Annotated in this window: 16 protein-coding genes; all 16 read left to right on the top strand. The window is 45.2% G+C overall.

Annotation, left to right across the window (positions count from 1 at the left end; genetic code table 11):
* The first annotated feature begins 79 nt into the window (after window positions 1-79).
* The 16 genes from rsmG to glmS all read left to right on the top strand — a co-directional run bounded on the left by rsmG (window position 80) and on the right by glmS (window position 16,685).
* A complete protein-coding gene (gene rsmG / locus OX890_RS02005) occupies window positions 80-700 on the top strand; it encodes a 16S rRNA (guanine(527)-N(7))-methyltransferase RsmG (protein ID WP_268650023.1) in 621 nt (206 codons plus the stop codon).
* A 73-nt stretch (window positions 701-773) separates the two neighbouring features.
* The gene (locus OX890_RS02000; protein WP_006083836.1) at window positions 774-1,562 is read left to right on the top strand and encodes a ParA family protein; all 789 of its coding nucleotides are present in this window, start codon (window positions 774-776) and stop codon (window positions 1,560-1,562) included.
* Between the two features lie 9 nt (window positions 1,563-1,571).
* Window positions 1,572-2,450, top strand: coding sequence for a ParB/RepB/Spo0J family partition protein (locus tag OX890_RS01995; RefSeq protein ID WP_006084765.1), 879 nt, complete (start codon window positions 1,572-1,574; stop codon window positions 2,448-2,450).
* A 225-nt stretch (window positions 2,451-2,675) separates the two neighbouring features.
* Window positions 2,676-3,059 carry an ATP synthase subunit I gene (locus tag OX890_RS01990; RefSeq protein ID WP_006084764.1) on the top strand — a complete coding sequence of 128 codons (384 nt, stop codon included), beginning with the start codon at window positions 2,676-2,678 and terminating at the stop codon, window positions 3,057-3,059.
* 12 nt (window positions 3,060-3,071) lie between these two features.
* Window positions 3,072-3,866, top strand: coding sequence for a F0F1 ATP synthase subunit A (gene atpB, locus OX890_RS01985; protein WP_006083839.1), 795 nt, complete (start codon window positions 3,072-3,074; stop codon window positions 3,864-3,866).
* A gap of 64 nt (window positions 3,867-3,930) precedes the next feature.
* Window positions 3,931-4,182 carry a F0F1 ATP synthase subunit C gene (atpE, locus tag OX890_RS01980; RefSeq protein ID WP_006083840.1) on the top strand — a complete coding sequence of 84 codons (252 nt, stop codon included), beginning with the start codon at window positions 3,931-3,933 and terminating at the stop codon, window positions 4,180-4,182.
* A 37-nt stretch (window positions 4,183-4,219) separates the two neighbouring features.
* Window positions 4,220-4,690 carry a F0F1 ATP synthase subunit B gene (atpF, locus tag OX890_RS01975; RefSeq protein WP_006083841.1) on the top strand — a complete coding sequence of 157 codons (471 nt, stop codon included), beginning with the start codon at window positions 4,220-4,222 and terminating at the stop codon, window positions 4,688-4,690.
* A 15-nt stretch (window positions 4,691-4,705) separates the two neighbouring features.
* Window positions 4,706-5,239: a F0F1 ATP synthase subunit delta gene (gene atpH, locus OX890_RS01970; protein ID WP_006083842.1), complete on the top strand. Its 534-nt coding sequence runs from the start codon at window positions 4,706-4,708 to the stop codon at window positions 5,237-5,239.
* 14 nt (window positions 5,240-5,253) lie between these two features.
* Complete coding sequence (gene atpA / locus OX890_RS01965; RefSeq protein WP_006083843.1) at window positions 5,254-6,795, top strand: F0F1 ATP synthase subunit alpha; 1,542 nt, start codon at window positions 5,254-5,256, stop codon at window positions 6,793-6,795.
* A 50-nt stretch (window positions 6,796-6,845) separates the two neighbouring features.
* Window positions 6,846-7,706, top strand: a complete 861-nt coding sequence (gene atpG / locus OX890_RS01960) for a F0F1 ATP synthase subunit gamma (RefSeq protein ID WP_006084762.1) — start codon at window positions 6,846-6,848, stop codon at window positions 7,704-7,706.
* Window positions 7,707-7,741: 35 nt separating this feature from the next.
* Window positions 7,742-9,133 (top strand): F0F1 ATP synthase subunit beta, encoded by a 1,392-nt coding sequence (gene atpD / locus OX890_RS01955; RefSeq protein WP_006083845.1) that lies wholly within the window; start codon window positions 7,742-7,744, stop codon window positions 9,131-9,133.
* Window positions 9,134-9,169: 36 nt separating this feature from the next.
* The gene (locus OX890_RS01950) at window positions 9,170-9,598 is read left to right on the top strand and encodes a F0F1 ATP synthase subunit epsilon (RefSeq protein ID WP_006083846.1); all 429 of its coding nucleotides are present in this window, start codon (window positions 9,170-9,172) and stop codon (window positions 9,596-9,598) included.
* 445 nt (window positions 9,599-10,043) lie between these two features.
* Window positions 10,044-11,426 carry a bifunctional UDP-N-acetylglucosamine diphosphorylase/glucosamine-1-phosphate N-acetyltransferase GlmU gene (glmU, locus tag OX890_RS01945; RefSeq protein ID WP_268650022.1) on the top strand — a complete coding sequence of 461 codons (1,383 nt, stop codon included), beginning with the start codon at window positions 10,044-10,046 and terminating at the stop codon, window positions 11,424-11,426.
* A 283-nt stretch (window positions 11,427-11,709) separates the two neighbouring features.
* Complete coding sequence (locus tag OX890_RS01940) at window positions 11,710-13,836, top strand: TonB-dependent receptor (RefSeq protein WP_126493371.1); 2,127 nt, start codon at window positions 11,710-11,712, stop codon at window positions 13,834-13,836.
* Window positions 13,837-14,035: 199 nt separating this feature from the next.
* Window positions 14,036-14,806 (top strand): DeoR/GlpR family DNA-binding transcription regulator, encoded by a 771-nt coding sequence (locus OX890_RS01935; RefSeq protein ID WP_126493369.1) that lies wholly within the window; start codon window positions 14,036-14,038, stop codon window positions 14,804-14,806.
* A gap of 49 nt (window positions 14,807-14,855) precedes the next feature.
* Window positions 14,856-16,685: a glutamine--fructose-6-phosphate transaminase (isomerizing) gene (gene glmS / locus OX890_RS01930; protein WP_006079348.1), complete on the top strand. Its 1,830-nt coding sequence runs from the start codon at window positions 14,856-14,858 to the stop codon at window positions 16,683-16,685.
* Window positions 16,686-16,717: the final 32 nt, after the last annotated feature.

The following is a 16,717-nucleotide window of genomic DNA, read 5'->3' as shown; positions in this document are numbered from 1 at the left end:
CATTCAGGCTTCCCTTCATCGTTTTCGGGCTTCATAATAGCCTTCGCGTTCATAATCGTATCTTTGTTGAGGTTGCTCAGTGTTATCTGCCCAGTTAGAGGCTTATTTAGCCGAAATTAATTTGCCCGCAACCGCCGAGCAAAAAAAACAACTAATTGATTTTGTTGGCATGCTCAACAAATGGAATAAAGCCTATAACCTGACATCGGTGAGAGATCCCGAAGCCATGTTGATCCGTCATATCATGGACAGCTTAGTGGTTTCAAAACATCTACAAGGTGAACGTTTTATCGATGTGGGCACTGGACCCGGTTTACCTGGGATCCCGTTAGCGATTATGAATCCCGATAAACAATTTGTGTTATTGGACAGCTTAGGTAAACGCATTCGTTTTCAAAAACAAGTGTCCTTTGAATTAGGCATTCATAACATCAGCTCAGTTGAAAGCCGCGTAGAAGCTTATCAACCTGAGCAAAAATTCGACGGCGTATTAAGTCGTGCATTTGCTTCAATCCAAGATATGCTGACTTGGTGCCATCATTTACCCGCCGAACATGGGCAGTTTTATGCGCTTAAAGGCCTGTTAAATGATGAAGAAATGCAACATATTCCAAGTGGATTTGCAGTGAAAGAAGTCATCGAACTTAAGGTGCCTAAACTCGATGAACAAAGACATTTATTGAAAATAATCAAAGAATAACAGGCTTGAAAGTGATGAATAAATCATTTTTAGGTAAGGGCAATAAACCAGCATTTACATACAGGGTGATATTGTGGGTAAAGTGATTGCCGTGGCTAACCAAAAAGGTGGCGTAGGAAAAACAACTACTTGCGTTAACCTCGCCGCTTCGTTAGCAGCAACAAAACGTAAAGTCTTATTGATCGATCTCGATCCCCAAGGTAATGCCACTATGGGTAGTGGTGTCGATAAATACGAGGTCGAAAATACGGCCTACGAATTATTGGTCGAAGAAAAAACCTTCGACGAGATCGTCATTAAAAACACTGCGGGTAAGTATGATCTGATCGCCAGTAATGGCGATGTCACAGCGGCAGAGATCAAACTGATGGAGTTTTTTGCGCGTGAGATCCGTTTGCGTAACGCGCTCGCACCGATAAAAGATCAATATGATTATATCTTTATCGACTGCCCTCCTTCATTGAACATGTTAACTGTGAACGCTATGTCAGCGGCCGACTCTGTGCTCGTGCCTATGCAGTGCGAATACTATGCTCTAGAAGGCTTAACGGCGCTGATTGATACCATCACTAAACTTGCCGCTATGGTTAACCCAGGGCTTGGCATTGAAGGCATTTTACGCACTATGTACGATCCGCGTAATCGTTTGTCTAATGATGTGTCCGATCAGCTAAAACAGCATTTTGGTGACAAGGTATATCGTACTGTGATCCCACGTAATGTCAGGCTGGCTGAGGCGCCAAGTTTTGGTGCGCCTGCTATGTATTACGATAAATCGAGTGCCGGCGCTAAGGCGTATCTAGCGCTTGCGGGTGAAATGATCCGTCGTTCAGAACAACAAACTCAGGCTAAGCAAGCGTAAAGGATCACCATGACGTTAAAGAAAAGAGGATTAGGCAAAGGGCTAGATGCCCTACTGAGTAACAGCCATGCCGCCAGTAAAAAACACACTGACGAAGCTAATGTTGTCGATAAAAAAGAAGAGCTTATCCATCTCGATTTAGACTTATTACAACCGGGTAAGTATCAACCTCGAAAAGACATGTCTCCCGAAGCGTTGGAAGAACTGGCGCATTCTATCCGCAACCAAGGCATTATTCAGCCCATCGTTGTGAGACAAGTGGCAAACGACATGTATGAGATCATTGCGGGCGAACGTCGCTGGCGTGCTTCTCAACTTGCTGGCTTAAATAAAATCCCCTGCATAGTCAAACAAGTGCCCGATGAAGCCGCTGTTGCTATCGCTTTGATTGAAAACATCCAGCGTGAAGATTTAAATGCCATGGAAGAAGCCATTGCATTGCAACGTTTAATGCAAGAATTTGAACTGACTCACCAACAAGTTGCCGATGTTGTGGGAAAATCCAGAGCGAGTGTATCTAACTTGTTACGTTTAAACGGCTTAAATGAGCCGGTAAAACGTCTACTCGAGTATGGCGACATCGATATGGGTCATGCTCGCGCTTTGTTAGCAATTGAGGGAGAAGAACAAACAAATCTTGCGAGATTAGTGGCCGCTAAGGAATTAACCGTTCGCGAAACTGAACGATTAATTAATCAAACCTTAAATCCGCCTAAACAAGCCGAAACTACGACTAAAGATCAAGATGTTTGTCGTTTAGAGCAGCAGTTAATTGAAAGATTAGGTGCCAAGGTTTCTATCGCTCATAGTAGTAAGGGCACAGGTAAAATTGTAATTAACTATCAGAATCTGGCTGAATTAGACGGAATTCTTAGTAAAATTCATTAATGTCTGTAGATTAACAGTTTTTAATGTAAATTTGTGACAGATGCTAATCTTACATTTTAACTCGTTTGGCGCTAGATCACGTTAAAAGTGTTGTTTTTCCTTATCTCAAAGTTGCAATGAAGGCGTGAAAAGGTATACTTTCGCAAGCTTTTTGTGCATCGACATAAATACGGGTATTTGTCATCCGGTCATCGAAACAAAAAGTATGAATGCGGAGAGGATGAATTGAGTAAGGTTTTAGCGCGTCGTGGCCGGTGGTCAGCCTATAAATTGGTGATGATGCAGGCGGCGGTCGCTGGGGGTGCTTCAATTCTCTTTTTCGCCGTGTGGGGAGTTCAGTTTGGCTATTCTGCTTTAGCAGGTGGTTCAATCGCTGTGCTCCCTAATTTTGTATTCGCAACCCTCGCTTTCTCCCACACGGGAGCAAGTTCAGCTGCAAAAGTCATAAAGGCTTTTTACTGGGGGGAAGCGGTAAAGTTGCTGTTAACCATCGCAATGTTTTCGTTTGTATTTATCAATCTTAAGGTCGCTTTTATGCCGCTTTTTGTTTGTTATGTGCTGACGCTAATCGTGCATTGGACAGCTCCTTTATACTTCAAGCAAAGTTAAGTGGGATGAATCATGGCTGCAACTGGTGAAGCGTTAACACCGCAGGGCTATATCCAACATCACCTTACCAACTTAAGTGTTGGTGAAGGCTTTTGGACATGGCACATTGATTCGTTGTTCTTTTCGGTTGGTCTTGGTGTTCTGTTCCTGTGGATTTTCCGCAGCGTTGGTAAAAAAGCGACTTCCGGTGTTCCTGGCAAACTGCAATGTTTTGTTGAGATGATCGTTGAGTTCGTAAATAACAGCGTGAAAGAAAGTTTTCATGGTCGCAATGCTCTGATCGCACCTTTAGCTCTGACCATTTTTGTATGGGTATTCATGATGAACTTCATGGATATGATCCCTGTAGATTGGCTGCCTCACGCAGCAAGTTTAATGGGTATTCCATATCTTAAAGCGGTTCCGACGACTGACGTTAACATTACCTTTAGCTTAGCTATCGGTGTGTTCTTGCTGATTATTTTCTACAGCATTAAGGTCAAAGGTGTGTCTGGGTTTGTTAAAGAACTGACACTACAGCCCTTTAACCATAAGGCAATGATACCCGTCAACCTCCTATTAGAGACTGTTACTTTGATAGCAAAACCAATTTCATTGGCATTGCGACTCTTTGGTAACTTGTACGCAGGTGAGTTGATCTTCATCCTTATTGCGCTGATGTATGGTACCAACTTGTTATTATCTACCCTAGGTGTGACTTTGCAACTGGGTTGGTTAATATTCCACATTTTGGTTATCACACTGCAAGCGTTTATCTTCATGATGTTGACCATTGTTTATTTAAGCATGGCGCATGAAGATCATTAAGGATTGCTGAAGAAATTTTAAACTAAATCATCAACTAATATAGATTTAGATACTGGAGATACAGATGGAAACGATTTTAGGCATGACAGCTATCGCTGTTGCTCTGCTGATTGGTATGGGTGCTCTTGGTACTGCAATCGGTTTCGGCTTATTAGGCGGCAAGTTCTTGGAAGGCGCTGCGCGTCAACCAGAAATGGCTCCTATGCTACAAGTTAAAATGTTCATCGTAGCGGGTCTTCTTGACGCCGTAACTATGATCGGTGTTGGTATCGCATTATTCATGCTATTTACCAACCCACTGGGTGCAATGCTGTAAAAAACGCTTCTGTCTTAACTCTAAATAGGAGGCTGTTGTGAATTTCAACGCTACCCTAATCGGTCAGACGGTCGCCTTTATCATCTTCGTGTGGTTTTGCATGAAGTTTGTATGGCCCCCTTTGATGAATGCCATCGAAGAGCGCCAAAAAAGGATTGCTGACGGTCTAGCTGATGCTGATCGTGCGGTAAAAGACCTGGAGTTGGCACAAGCGAAAGCGACTGACCAACTAAAAGAAGCCAAGGTAACGGCTAATGAAATTATTGAGCAAGCTAACAAACGTAAAGCTCAAATAGTTGAAGAAGCCAAAACCGAAGCAGACGCTGAGCGTGCTAAAATCATCGCTCAGGGTAAAGCAGAAATTGAAGCTGAACGTAATCGCGTCAAAGAGGATCTGCGTAAGCAGGTTGCTACTCTTGCCATCATGGGTGCTGAGAAGATCCTTGAGCGTTCTATTGATCCAGCCGCCCACAGTGACATAGTTAATAAACTAGTCGCTGAAATTTGATAAGGGAGTTGAGTTATGGCTGAATTAACCACCATCGCTCGCCCTTACGCAAAGGCAGCTTTTGACTTTGCTATTGAACAAGATGCAGTGGATTCATGGGCAGAAATGCTTACGTTTGCCGCATTGGTGAGTGAAAACGAAACCATGCAACCACTGTTAGCTGGCTCTTTAGCCAGCACTAAGCTCGCAGCACTCTTTATTAGTGTGTGTGGCGAGCAAGTCAATGTGCAAGGTCAGAACCTGATAAAGGTAATGGCTGAAAACGGTCGCTTAAAGGTACTACCTGCTGTATCTCAGTTATTTACTGAATACCGTAATGAGTGGGCAAAAGAAGTGGAAGCCGATGTGGTTTCTGCAACTGAGCTGAGCTCTGAACAACAACAGCAGATTAGTATTTCTTTAGAGAAACGTCTCGCACGCAAAGTTAAGCTGAATTGCAGCACTGACGCCGCGCTCATCGCCGGTGTAATCATTAAGACAGGAGACCTAGTCATCGATGGCTCGGTCCGCGGTAAGTTATCGCGTCTGTCTGATAAGCTGCAGTCGTAATTGGGAGTTTGAGCATGCAACTGAATTCCACTGAAATCAGCGATCTGATTAAGCAGCGGATCGAGCAGTTCGAAGTCGTTAGCGAATCTCGTAACGAAGGTACTATCGTTGCGGTAAGTGACGGCATCATCCGCATCCACGGCCTAGCCGACGTGATGCAAGGTGAGATGATCGAACTGCCTGGTAACCGTTTTGCAATCGCGTTGAACCTTGAACGTGATTCTGTCGGTGCCGTAGTAATGGGTCCTTATGCTGATTTAGCAGAAGGCGTAAAAGTGAAAACGACTGGCCGTATTCTGGAAGTTCCAGTTGGCCGCGGTCTTCTTGGCCGCGTTGTTAACACTCTAGGTGAGCCAATTGACGGAAAAGGACCTATCGATAACGATGGTTACTCGCCAATTGAAGTTATCGCACCAGGTGTTATTGAACGTCAGTCTGTTGATCAACCAGTTCAAACTGGTTACAAAGCCGTTGATGCCATGATCCCTATCGGTCGTGGTCAACGTGAATTGATCATTGGCGACCGTCAAACTGGTAAAACAGCTATGGCGATCGACGCAATTATCAACCAGAAAAATTCTGGCATTAAATGTGTGTACGTTGCGATTGGCCAAAAGGCTTCTACTATCGCTAACGTAGTGCGCAAGCTAGAAGAACACGGTGCGTTAGCTAACACTATCGTTGTTGTTGCAACGGCTTCTGAAGCTGCTGCTCTGCAATACTTAGCGCCATATTCTGGTTGTTCTATGGGTGAATACTTCCGTGACCGCGGTGAAGATTCTTTGATCGTATACGATGATTTGTCTAAGCAAGCAGTTGCTTATCGTCAAATTTCGTTACTGCTCAAGCGTCCACCAGGCCGTGAAGCTTACCCAGGTGACGTATTCTATCTACACTCACGTTTACTAGAGCGTGCATCACGCGTTAACGCGATTTATGTAGAGAAGTTCACTAAAGGTGCAGTAACTGGCAAAACCGGTTCTTTAACCGCGCTGCCTATTATTGAAACGCAAGCGGGTGACGTTTCTGCATTCGTACCGACCAACGTAATTTCTATTACCGATGGTCAGATCTTCCTTGAGACCGATCTGTTTAACTCTGGCCTACGTCCAGCGGTTAACCCAGGTATTTCTGTTTCTCGTGTTGGTGGTGCGGCTCAGACTAAGATCATCAAGAAACTGTCTGGTGGTATTCGTACCGCACTAGCACAGTATCGTGAGCTTGCTGCGTTCTCGCAATTTGCATCTGATCTTGACGATGCAACACGTGCTCAACTTGAGCATGGTGTGCGTGTTACCGAACTGATGAAGCAAAAGCAATATGCTCCAATGAGCGTAGCCGCTCAAGCTGTGTCTATTTTCTCAGCTGAAAAAGGTTACCTGAAGAGTGTTGAGCTGAATAAGGTCGGTAATTTCGAAGCCGCTCTGCTCTCGTTCATGAACAGCGAGCATGCTCCTTTAATGAAGCTTATCAATGATACTGGCGATTATAGCGCTGATATCGAAGCTGAATTAAAAGCTGGCCTCGACAAGTTCGTAGCAACCCAAACCTGGTAACAATGATAGAGGTGTCTTAAGACACCTCAGGTCCAGATTGGAGAGTAGAGATGGCCGGCGCTAAAGAGATTAAAACCAAGATCGCGAGTGTGAAAAACACTCAGAAGATCACGTCCGCCATGGAAATGGTGGCAGCCAGCAAAATGCGCAGAGCGCAGGAACGCATGGCTGCGAGCCGTCCATATGCGGAAAGCATGCGTAAGGTGATCGGTCACGTAGCGCAAGGTTCTCTCGAGTATAAACACCCCTATTTGGAGGTGAGAGAGGCTAAGCGGGTTGGTTACATTGTTGTGGCAACCGACCGTGGCCTTTGTGGTGGTCTGAACGTTAACCTTTTCAAAAAGGTTATCGCAGACGTGAAAAGCTGGAAAGCCCAAGGTGCAGAATTTGAATTTTGCCCAATCGGCGCACGTAGTGTGCAGTTTTTCAAAAACTTCGGTGGACAAGTGTCTGCTCACGCTTCAGGTTTAGGCGATGCTCCAAAGCTCGCTGACTTGATCGGGACAGTCGGTGTCATGCTAGAAGCTTACAACGAAGGCAAGCTGGATCGTCTGTACGTGGTATTTAACAAATTTGTGAATACTATGACGCAGACTCCTGTGATCGAGCAGCTGCTACCTTTGCCTAAATCAGAAGATGATGAAACTGCTCATCGTTGGGATTATATCTACGAGCCAGATCCAAAAGCACTTTTGGATACTTTATTGGTCCGTTATGTAGAATCTCAGGTTTACCAAGGTGTTGTTGAAAACATTGCCTCTGAACAAGCTGCCCGTATGGTGGCGATGAAGTCGGCAACAGACAACGCTGGTGAGCTTATCAACGACTTGCAACTGGTCTATAACAAGGCCCGTCAGGCTGCGATTACGCAAGAACTGTCGGAAATTGTTTCTGGTGCCTCTGCGGTTTAGGTTAGGTAACGAATACAAGTTTTAGAGGATTAATCATGAGCACAGGTACTGTTGTCCAAGTGATTGGCGCGGTTGTGGACGTAGAGTTTCCACAAGATGCCGTACCTCAAGTATATGACGCTCTGAAAATCGTAGGTGAAGGCCCGTGTAATGGTTTGGTGCTGGAAGTTCAGCAACAACTAGGTGGTGGTGTAGTTCGTACCATCGCTATGGGTTCTTCTGACGGTCTGCGTCGTGGTCTTGAAGTAGTAAACTCAGGTTCACCTATTACTGTTCCTGTTGGTACCGCCACTCTTGGCCGTATCATGAACGTATTAGGCGAGCCTATTGATGAAGCGGGTCCAATCGGTGAAGAAGAGCGTTATGTTATTCACCGTACAGCTCCTTCATACGAAGATCAATCAAGCTCTACTGAACTATTAGAGACTGGTATCAAGGTTATTGACCTTGTTTGTCCATTCGCTAAGGGCGGTAAAGTTGGTTTGTTCGGTGGTGCGGGTGTTGGTAAAACAGTTAACATGATGGAACTGATTAACAACATCGCTAAAGCCCACTCGGGTCTTTCTGTATTCGCCGGTGTAGGTGAACGTACTCGTGAAGGTAACGACTTCTACTACGAGATGAAAGATTCTGGCGTTCTCGACAAAGTGGCCATGGTTTATGGTCAGATGAACGAGCCTCCAGGTAACCGTTTGCGCGTTGCACTGTCTGGTCTGACTATGGCAGAGAAGTTCCGTGACGAAGGTCGTGACGTACTGTTGTTCGTTGACAACATCTACCGTTATACCTTAGCCGGTACTGAAGTATCTGCACTATTAGGTCGTATGCCTTCTGCGGTAGGTTATCAACCAACATTGGCTGAAGAGATGGGCGTTCTGCAAGAGCGTATCACTTCAACTAAGACCGGTTCTATTACCTCTGTACAAGCGGTATACGTACCTGCGGATGACTTGACCGATCCGTCACCAGCAACAACCTTCGCTCACTTAGATGCGACTGTTGTACTGTCACGTCAAATTGCTTCTCTGGGTATTTACCCTGCGGTTGACCCATTGGATTCGACTTCACGTCAATTAGATCCATTGGTTGTTGGCCAAGAGCATTATGATGTTGCTAACGGCGTACAAACTGTACTGCAACGTTACAAAGAGCTGAAAGATATTATTGCGATTCTGGGTATGGATGAATTGTCTGATGAAGACAAAACAACTGTATTCCGTGCTCGTAAGATTGAGCGTTTCTTGTCTCAGCCTTTCTTCGTAGCAGAAGTCTTTACTGGATCTCCTGGTAAGTACGTTTCTCTGAAAGACACTATCCGTGGCTTTAAGGGTATTTTGAACGGTGAGTTTGATCACCTGCCAGAACAAGCGTTCTACATGGTTGGCTCAATCGATGAAGTCATCGAGAAAGCGAACAAAAAGAAATAACTAAGTAGCAATACTTAGTTTCTTAAGGAGAACGGGATGGCAGCCATGACAGTACATCTTGATATAGTAAGTGCAGAGAGCAAAATCTTCTCTGGTCGTGTAGCTTCGCTGCAAGTGACTGGTTCAGAAGGTGAGTTGGGCATAATGCATGGCCATGCTCCTTTGCTGAGTTATATCAAACCTGGCATGGCGCGCATCGTCAAGCAAGACGGCAGTGAAGAAGTGTTTTACCTTTCAGGTGGTATTCTGGAAGTACAACCTTCTACTGTTTCCGTATTGGCTGATGTGGTTATGCGTGCCAAAGATATTGATGAGCAAGCGGCATTAGAAGCTAAGCGTCGTGCAGAAGCCCATATGGCAAATGCAGGTGCTGACTTCAATTATGACGCGGCTATGGTTGAACTAGCTAAGGCTATGGCTCAATTACGTGTTGTTGAAACCATCAAGAAAAACATTGCCAGATAAGGTTATTGTTTGTGAAAAAAGGCGACCATAAGGTCGCCTTTTTTGTGGCCGAAATTTGGGTAAGCGTGTTTTTGAGTTATTCCTATCGCTATCCGCTTCGCTTTTCGATGAGCTTTCCGTTAAAATTGCGCCACTAATACCAATCGTATTAAATATCTGTTCATTCAGCGGGAATTCAACACGCTGAAGACATAGTGGTGCTCTGTCGAAAGCCTTAAACGCAGTATAAAGCGCGCTGCCATGTATTTAACATCGGCCGCCCTTCGGGAGCCTCACAGGCATCCCACTCCGGTGTTGCATTGACTTAAAAGGGAATAACCATTTCTGCGTCAATGCGCCTTGGATTGATATGCCTGTGAGGCTCTGAACTGATTAGATATTTAATGTGATTGGTATACGACCGTAATTTTTTCACCCTTTTGGGTATTTGTTCAAGGATATGACAATGGCATTAAATGTAGTGATCTTAGCAGCTGGCAAGGGAACACGGATGCGCTCTGATCTTCCTAAGGTATTACATCCCATCGCCCATAAGAGCATGGTGCAACATGTCATCGATACCGCCCATAAAGTGGGTAGTGACGCAATTCAGTTAGTCTACGGTTATGGTGCTGACAAGCTACAAGCCAGCTTAGGTGAGCAACAACTTAACTGGGTATTGCAAGCTGAGCAATTAGGCACGGGTCATGCGGTTGCGCAGGCAAGCCCGCATATTGCTGACAATGATACTGTGCTCATTCTTTACGGCGATGTGCCACTGATTCAACAATCGACCCTTGAAGCCTTACTCGCTGCCCGTCCTGAAAATGGCGTGGCCATTTTAACGGTGAATTTAGCAGATCCTATGGGTTATGGCCGTATTGTCCGTACTCCTTGTAAAGGTCAAGAACAAGGGAAAGTCGTTGGTATTATTGAGCAGAAAGATGCTACAGCAGAGCAGCTACTGATCAACGAAATCAATACCGGCATCATGGCCGTTCCAGGTAAACAACTTAAAGCTTGGTTGAGCCGTTTATCCAACAATAATGCCCAAGGCGAATATTATCTAACGGATATTATTGCCATGGCGCACGCAGATGGCGTTGCTATTGATACTGCCCAGCCACAATCTGCGATTGAAGTGGAAGGCGCCAATAACCGGGTGCAACTGGCGCAACTTGAACGCGCTTACCAAGCCCGTGAAGCCGAAAAACTGATGTTGGCGGGAGCGAACCTGCGCGACCCAAGCCGTATCGATATCCGTGGTGACGTCACCGTCGGTATGGATGTGATGATCGATATCAATGTGATATTCGAAGGCAAAGTGACCTTAGGTAATAATGTCACTATTGGCGCAGGTGCGATTTTAATCGATTGTGAGATTGCCGATAACGCTGAGATCAAACCTTACTCTATTATCGAAGGCGCTAAGCTTGGTGTTGCTGCCAGTGCTGGTCCATTTGCGCGCTTACGTCCCGGCGCAGAGCTTAAGCAAGATGCGCACATAGGTAACTTTGTTGAAGTGAAAAAAGCGGTTATCGGCGTGGGTTCTAAGGCTGGACACTTAGCCTATTTAGGCGATGCCGTTATAGGTGATGGCGTTAATATCGGCGCTGGCACTATTACTTGTAATTATGATGGTGCTAATAAGCATCTTACCGTTATCGAAGATAATGTTTTTGTTGGCTCAGACACTCAGCTGGTGGCACCTGTCACTATAGGTAAAGGCGCAACCTTAGGCGCTGGCTCAACCATTACCCGCGATGTGGGTGAGAATGAGTTAGTCATTACCCGTGTTAAACAAAAGCACCTGACGGGTTGGCAACGTCCAGTCAAAATTAAAAAGTAAGTTTATTTAACTCAACTGAGTATCTATAAAGCGGCCATGTGCCGCTTTTATATTTAGTCAGATTGTTGGAAATTCGATTCGTTTAATTCAGATGGAAACAATAAAAGTCACGAAATTAAGGTTGAGTTAATCCTGTTGTGGTAACTGCAATTTATTGGTTTTAAACAGATTTAGATCTATATCACAGCTAATTGTAAATTCGTGTAAAGAAGATTAAATAAAAACACTTCTCATTTATATTGCCTGCAATTCTAAGACGAAAGGTCTAATTGAGGTGTTGGCAATGGTATTTAAATATTCAGTTTTAGGTTTGGCCGTAGGTTCGGCATTAATGGCTATGCCTGTGTTGGCAGAGGTGGCTAGCGACGCAAATATCGAGCGCATTAATGTCACTGGCCGCACTTTTAACGATTATAAAGTGGGTACAGCATCAGGCGCCATGCGCGGTGATATCGACTTAATGGATACCCCACAATCAGTTAATGTGATCCCCGATTTTGTCACGGACGAACAGCTGGCGACTAACCTCGCTGAAGTGTTAGTTAACGATTCGAGCGTGACGACAGGAACGACACGCTGGAACCGCCAAGTCTTTAGCATCCGTGGCTTCGAGTTAGATTCTGGTAATGGTTATCTCATCAATGGCCATCAGCAATGGTCCCATTACGTACAACCCATCGAAACCCTGCAGCAAGTCGAAGTGTTAAAAGGCCCTTCGAGCATGTTGTATGGTCAATCTGGCCCTGGTGGTTTAGTGAATATGGTCACTAAGAAACCAACCTATGATTCAATGCTTAACTTAGGTTTTGATACCGATGGCTACGGTTCTACCCGTGCACAGCTTGATGCGGGTGGCAGTTTAAACGAAGCACAAAGTATTCGTTACCGCGGTGTGTTAGTGAAGCAAGACACCAAATACTGGCGTGAGTATTCCGCTAATGATGAGAACCAAGAGCGCGATCGCTGGTTAGGTTATCTCAATATGGAATTTGACCTAAGCGACGATTTGTTACTGTCGGTTAAATACGACCATACCCAAGATAAAGCAGGTATCGATGCGGGTGGGTGGTTAGATAAACAAGGTAATGTCATTGGCGAACGTAAAACCGTTTGGGATGCGCCTTGGGCCTTTACTGACAATACAGTGTCAAACTTAGGTGCCGATCTGACTTGGCATATGAGTGACAACTGGAAAGTCAAAGCGGGTTATAACGAGCAGCAGTTCAATCGCCAACGTTTTGATTCTGCGCCGCAATATACAGAAGACCCATTCACCAAAGGCTATAGCATCAAGCCATTTGATCGTTACGACGATTGGCAGCATAAAACCGCTTATGCCGATTTCACCGGTGAATTTGCATTAGCAGGTATGGAGCATCAGTTGTTAATTGGCGCCAATTACCTCGATTACTATTATGGTCAGTATATTGATAGATACGTTGATGTTGCGACTAAAGGCACTATTACAGTTGTTCCTGGCCAGCCTATAGTAAAACCCGATTTAGATTATCATCGAGATACGACTAAGTCAGAAAGCGAATACAAGTATTACGGTTTTTATTTGCAGGATTTAATGACCATTAACGAACAATGGAAATTGCTCGCTGGGGTTCGTTATGACGAACAGAAAAAAGATGGACTTGGTGAAAACAGCTATGCCGTATCGCCTAAATTTGGGGTGATCTACTCACCAGCGGATAACGGTAGTGTTTATGTTAACTATTCTAAGAGCTTTACACCACAATCTGGTATTACCGACCCTTTAAATGTTAATCATGACACTAACCTAAAACCAGAATATGGCATTCAATATGAAGTCGGTACTAAGTGGGAATTGTTTGATGACAGCTTGCTATTAACTGCTGCAGTATTTGATATCACGCTGGAGAATATCTCAGTAACTGAGCTACTAACATCAAGTGACCCACGAAGTGAAGATGGAAAATACACTTCAATCACCACCCAAGGCGGTGAGCAAAAACACCGTGGTTTTGAGGTGGGGGCACAGGGCAAACTTGGTGATAGCTGGTTTGTGACATCATCTATGATGTACTTAGATGCTGAGTATCAAACTGGTGACATTCGTGAAGGTAAAACACCAATCGATGCCCCTGAATGGTCGGCAAATATTTGGACTCGTTATGAAGTGACCGATAACTTTGCGATGAACTTCGGTGCTATTTATGTGGGTGAGCGTTTTGCCGATACCAATAATACCATCAGTAAAGACGGCTATGTGCGCTTCGATATAGGTGCAGCCTACACTATGGATATCATGGGTAAAGATGTGAGCCTTCGTGCCAACGTCAGAAACCTATTCGATGCTGAATATTTAGACGGTGGCAGCGATAAGATGGTCACTATCGGCCAAGGCCGTAACTTTAGTGTTGCTGTTGAAGCTAAGTTCTAAATTTATTAGGTTTTAAATTCATTTAAAGCCGCTTGTCCTTAAAGGATAAGCGGCTTTTTTTATTGGCTGATGTTTAAGTTCACTATTACAGAACGATAAAAATACGCCGGAACATGCGAAACCGTGTTTCGAATACTAGCAAAAAAGTTTCGTTTCACTATAATGCATCTTTCGAATCGAAACTTATCTGAAAGGTTTTATGAATAAACGAAACACACAGCAGCGTCGCCACAGCATAATCACCATATTGAATGAACTGGGTGAAGTGAGTGTTGATGAACTGTCGTTACGTTTTGAAACCTCAGAAGTGACGATTCGCAAAGATCTGGCTGCGCTTGAGAAAACAGGCCTGCTACTGCGCCGTTACGGTGGCGCCGTGGCGATTCCTGACGAAGTGACCCAACAGTTTTCTGCCAAAATCGCGCCTAATAAGCTGTCTATTGCAAAAACCGCCGCGCAGCTGATCAAAGATCACAATCGCATCATTATCGATAGCGGCACTACGACTTCTGGCTTGATTGAACAGCTGAACGATAAGCGTGGGCTGGTGGTCATGACGAATGCATTGCACCTTGCCAATGCCATCCATGAACTTGAAAACGAGCCAACCTTATTGATGACCGGTGGTACTTGGGATCCGCATTCTGAATCCTTTCAAGGTCAAGTCGCCGAGCAAGTGTTGCGCTCATATAACTTCGACCAACTGTTTATCGGTGCCGATGGTATTGATCTTGAACGCGGCACCACTACCTTTAACGAGTTAACTGGTCTAAGCAAAGTCATGGCCGAAGTGTCCCGCGAAGTGATCGTTATGGTGGATTCAGACAAAATCGGCAAGCGGATCCCTAACTTAGAGTTACCGTGGGCTAAGGTGAGTGTGTTGGTCACCGACGATCGTATCGACGAGAGCGCGCTAAAACAAATTTCAGATCAGGGCGTGCGAGTCATGCTAGCGCCCTACGCTCAATAGTGAGTGAAAATAACTTAACAACTTCATTTTTAATTTATAGGTAAAGACTATGTGTGGAATCGTAGGCGCTGTGGCGCAAAGGGATGTGGCTGAAATTCTAGTAGAAGGCTTACGCCGCTTAGAATATCGCGGATATGACTCCGCAGGCGTTGCCGTTATTCACAATGGTGAACTCAATCGCACGCGCCGCGTTGGCAAAGTACAAGAGCTTTCAGCAGCGCTTGAAACTGACCCATTAGCGGGCGGAACCGGTATCGCGCACACTCGCTGGGCGACCCACGGTGAACCGAGTGAGCGTAATGCTCACCCGCATTTATCGGAAGGTGATATCGCGGTGGTGCACAACGGCATTATTGAAAACCACAATAAACTGCGCGAGATGCTAAAAGGTTTAGGCTATAAATTTAGCTCAGATACCGATACTGAAGTGATTTGTCACTTAGTACACCATGAGCTGAAAACTAACAGCACTTTACTTTCTGCCGTACAAGCCACAGTTAAGCAACTCGAAGGCGCCTATGGCACAGTGGTAATCGATCGCCGCGACAGCGAGCGCTTGGTTGTGGCTCGCTCAGGTAGTCCTTTAGTGATTGGTTTTGGTCTAGGTGAAAACTTTGTCGCCTCGGATCAACTGGCACTCTTGCCTGTGACTCGTTCATTCGCCTTCTTAGAAGAAGGTGATGTGGCCGAAGTAACCCGTCGCAGCGTGAGTATTTTCGACTTAAACGGTAATGCCGTTGAGCGTGAAGTCAAAGAATCTGAAATTACCCACGATGCTGGTGATAAGGGCGAATATCGCCACTACATGCTTAAAGAGATTTACGAGCAGCCATTGGCACTGACGCGCACTATCGAAGGCCGTATCGCAAACAAGCAAGTATTAGATACAGCCTTTGGTGATAACGCTGCTGAGTTCTTAAAAGATATCAAACACGTGCAAATCATCGCCTGTGGCACTAGCTACCATGCGGGCATGGCGGCGCGTTACTGGTTAGAAGATTGGGCTGGCGTATCGTGTAACGTCGAAATTGCCTCTGAATTCCGTTATCGCAAGTCGCACTTATTTCCAAATAGCTTATTAGTCACGATTTCACAATCTGGTGAAACTGCTGATACTTTAGCGGCCATGCGCTTAGCGAAAGAAATGGGTTACAAAGCCACGTTGACGATTTGTAATGCGCCAGGTTCGTCACTGGTTCGCGAATCTGATATGGCTTACATGATGAAAGCGGGCGCCGAGATTGGCGTGGCATCCACAAAAGCCTTCACAGTTCAGCTTGCAGGCTTATTAATGTTGACTGCGGTGATCGGTCGCCACAATGGTATGTCTGAGCAAATGCAGGCTGACATCACTCAAAGCTTACAATCTATGCCAGCTAAAGTAGAACAAGCTTTAGGGCTAGATGCTGCGATTGCTGAACTGGCTGAAGATTTTGCCGATAAACACCATGCGTTATTCCTTGGCCGTGGCGATCAATACCCGATTGCGATGGAAGGCGCGTTAAAGCTGAAAGAGATTTCTTACATTCATGCTGAGGCCTATGCCTCTGGCGAATTAAAACACGGCCCACTGGCGCTTATTGATGCCGATATGCCTGTGATCGTCGTTGCGCCAAACAATGAATTGCTCGAAAAACTGAAATCGAATGTCGAAGAAGTGCGTGCCCGTGGTGGATTAATGTACGTGTTTGCCGACGTGGATGCCGAGTTCGAGTCGGATGACACGATGAAAGTGATCCCAGTGCCACACTGCGATATCTTTATGGCGCCGCTGATTTACACTATTCCGCTACAGCTATTGTCGTACCATGTTGCGTTGATCAAAGGTACCGACGTGGATCAACCACGCAACCTAGCAAAATCTGTAACAGTAGAATAAATATAAGCATTTAAATAAAAACCGCCTTTATT

It is taken from the genome of Shewanella sp. DAU305, from assembly GCF_026802235.1.
GTDB lineage: Bacteria > Pseudomonadota > Gammaproteobacteria > Enterobacterales > Shewanellaceae > Shewanella > Shewanella baltica.
This window is presented reverse-complemented; position numbering and strand designations above follow the sequence as displayed.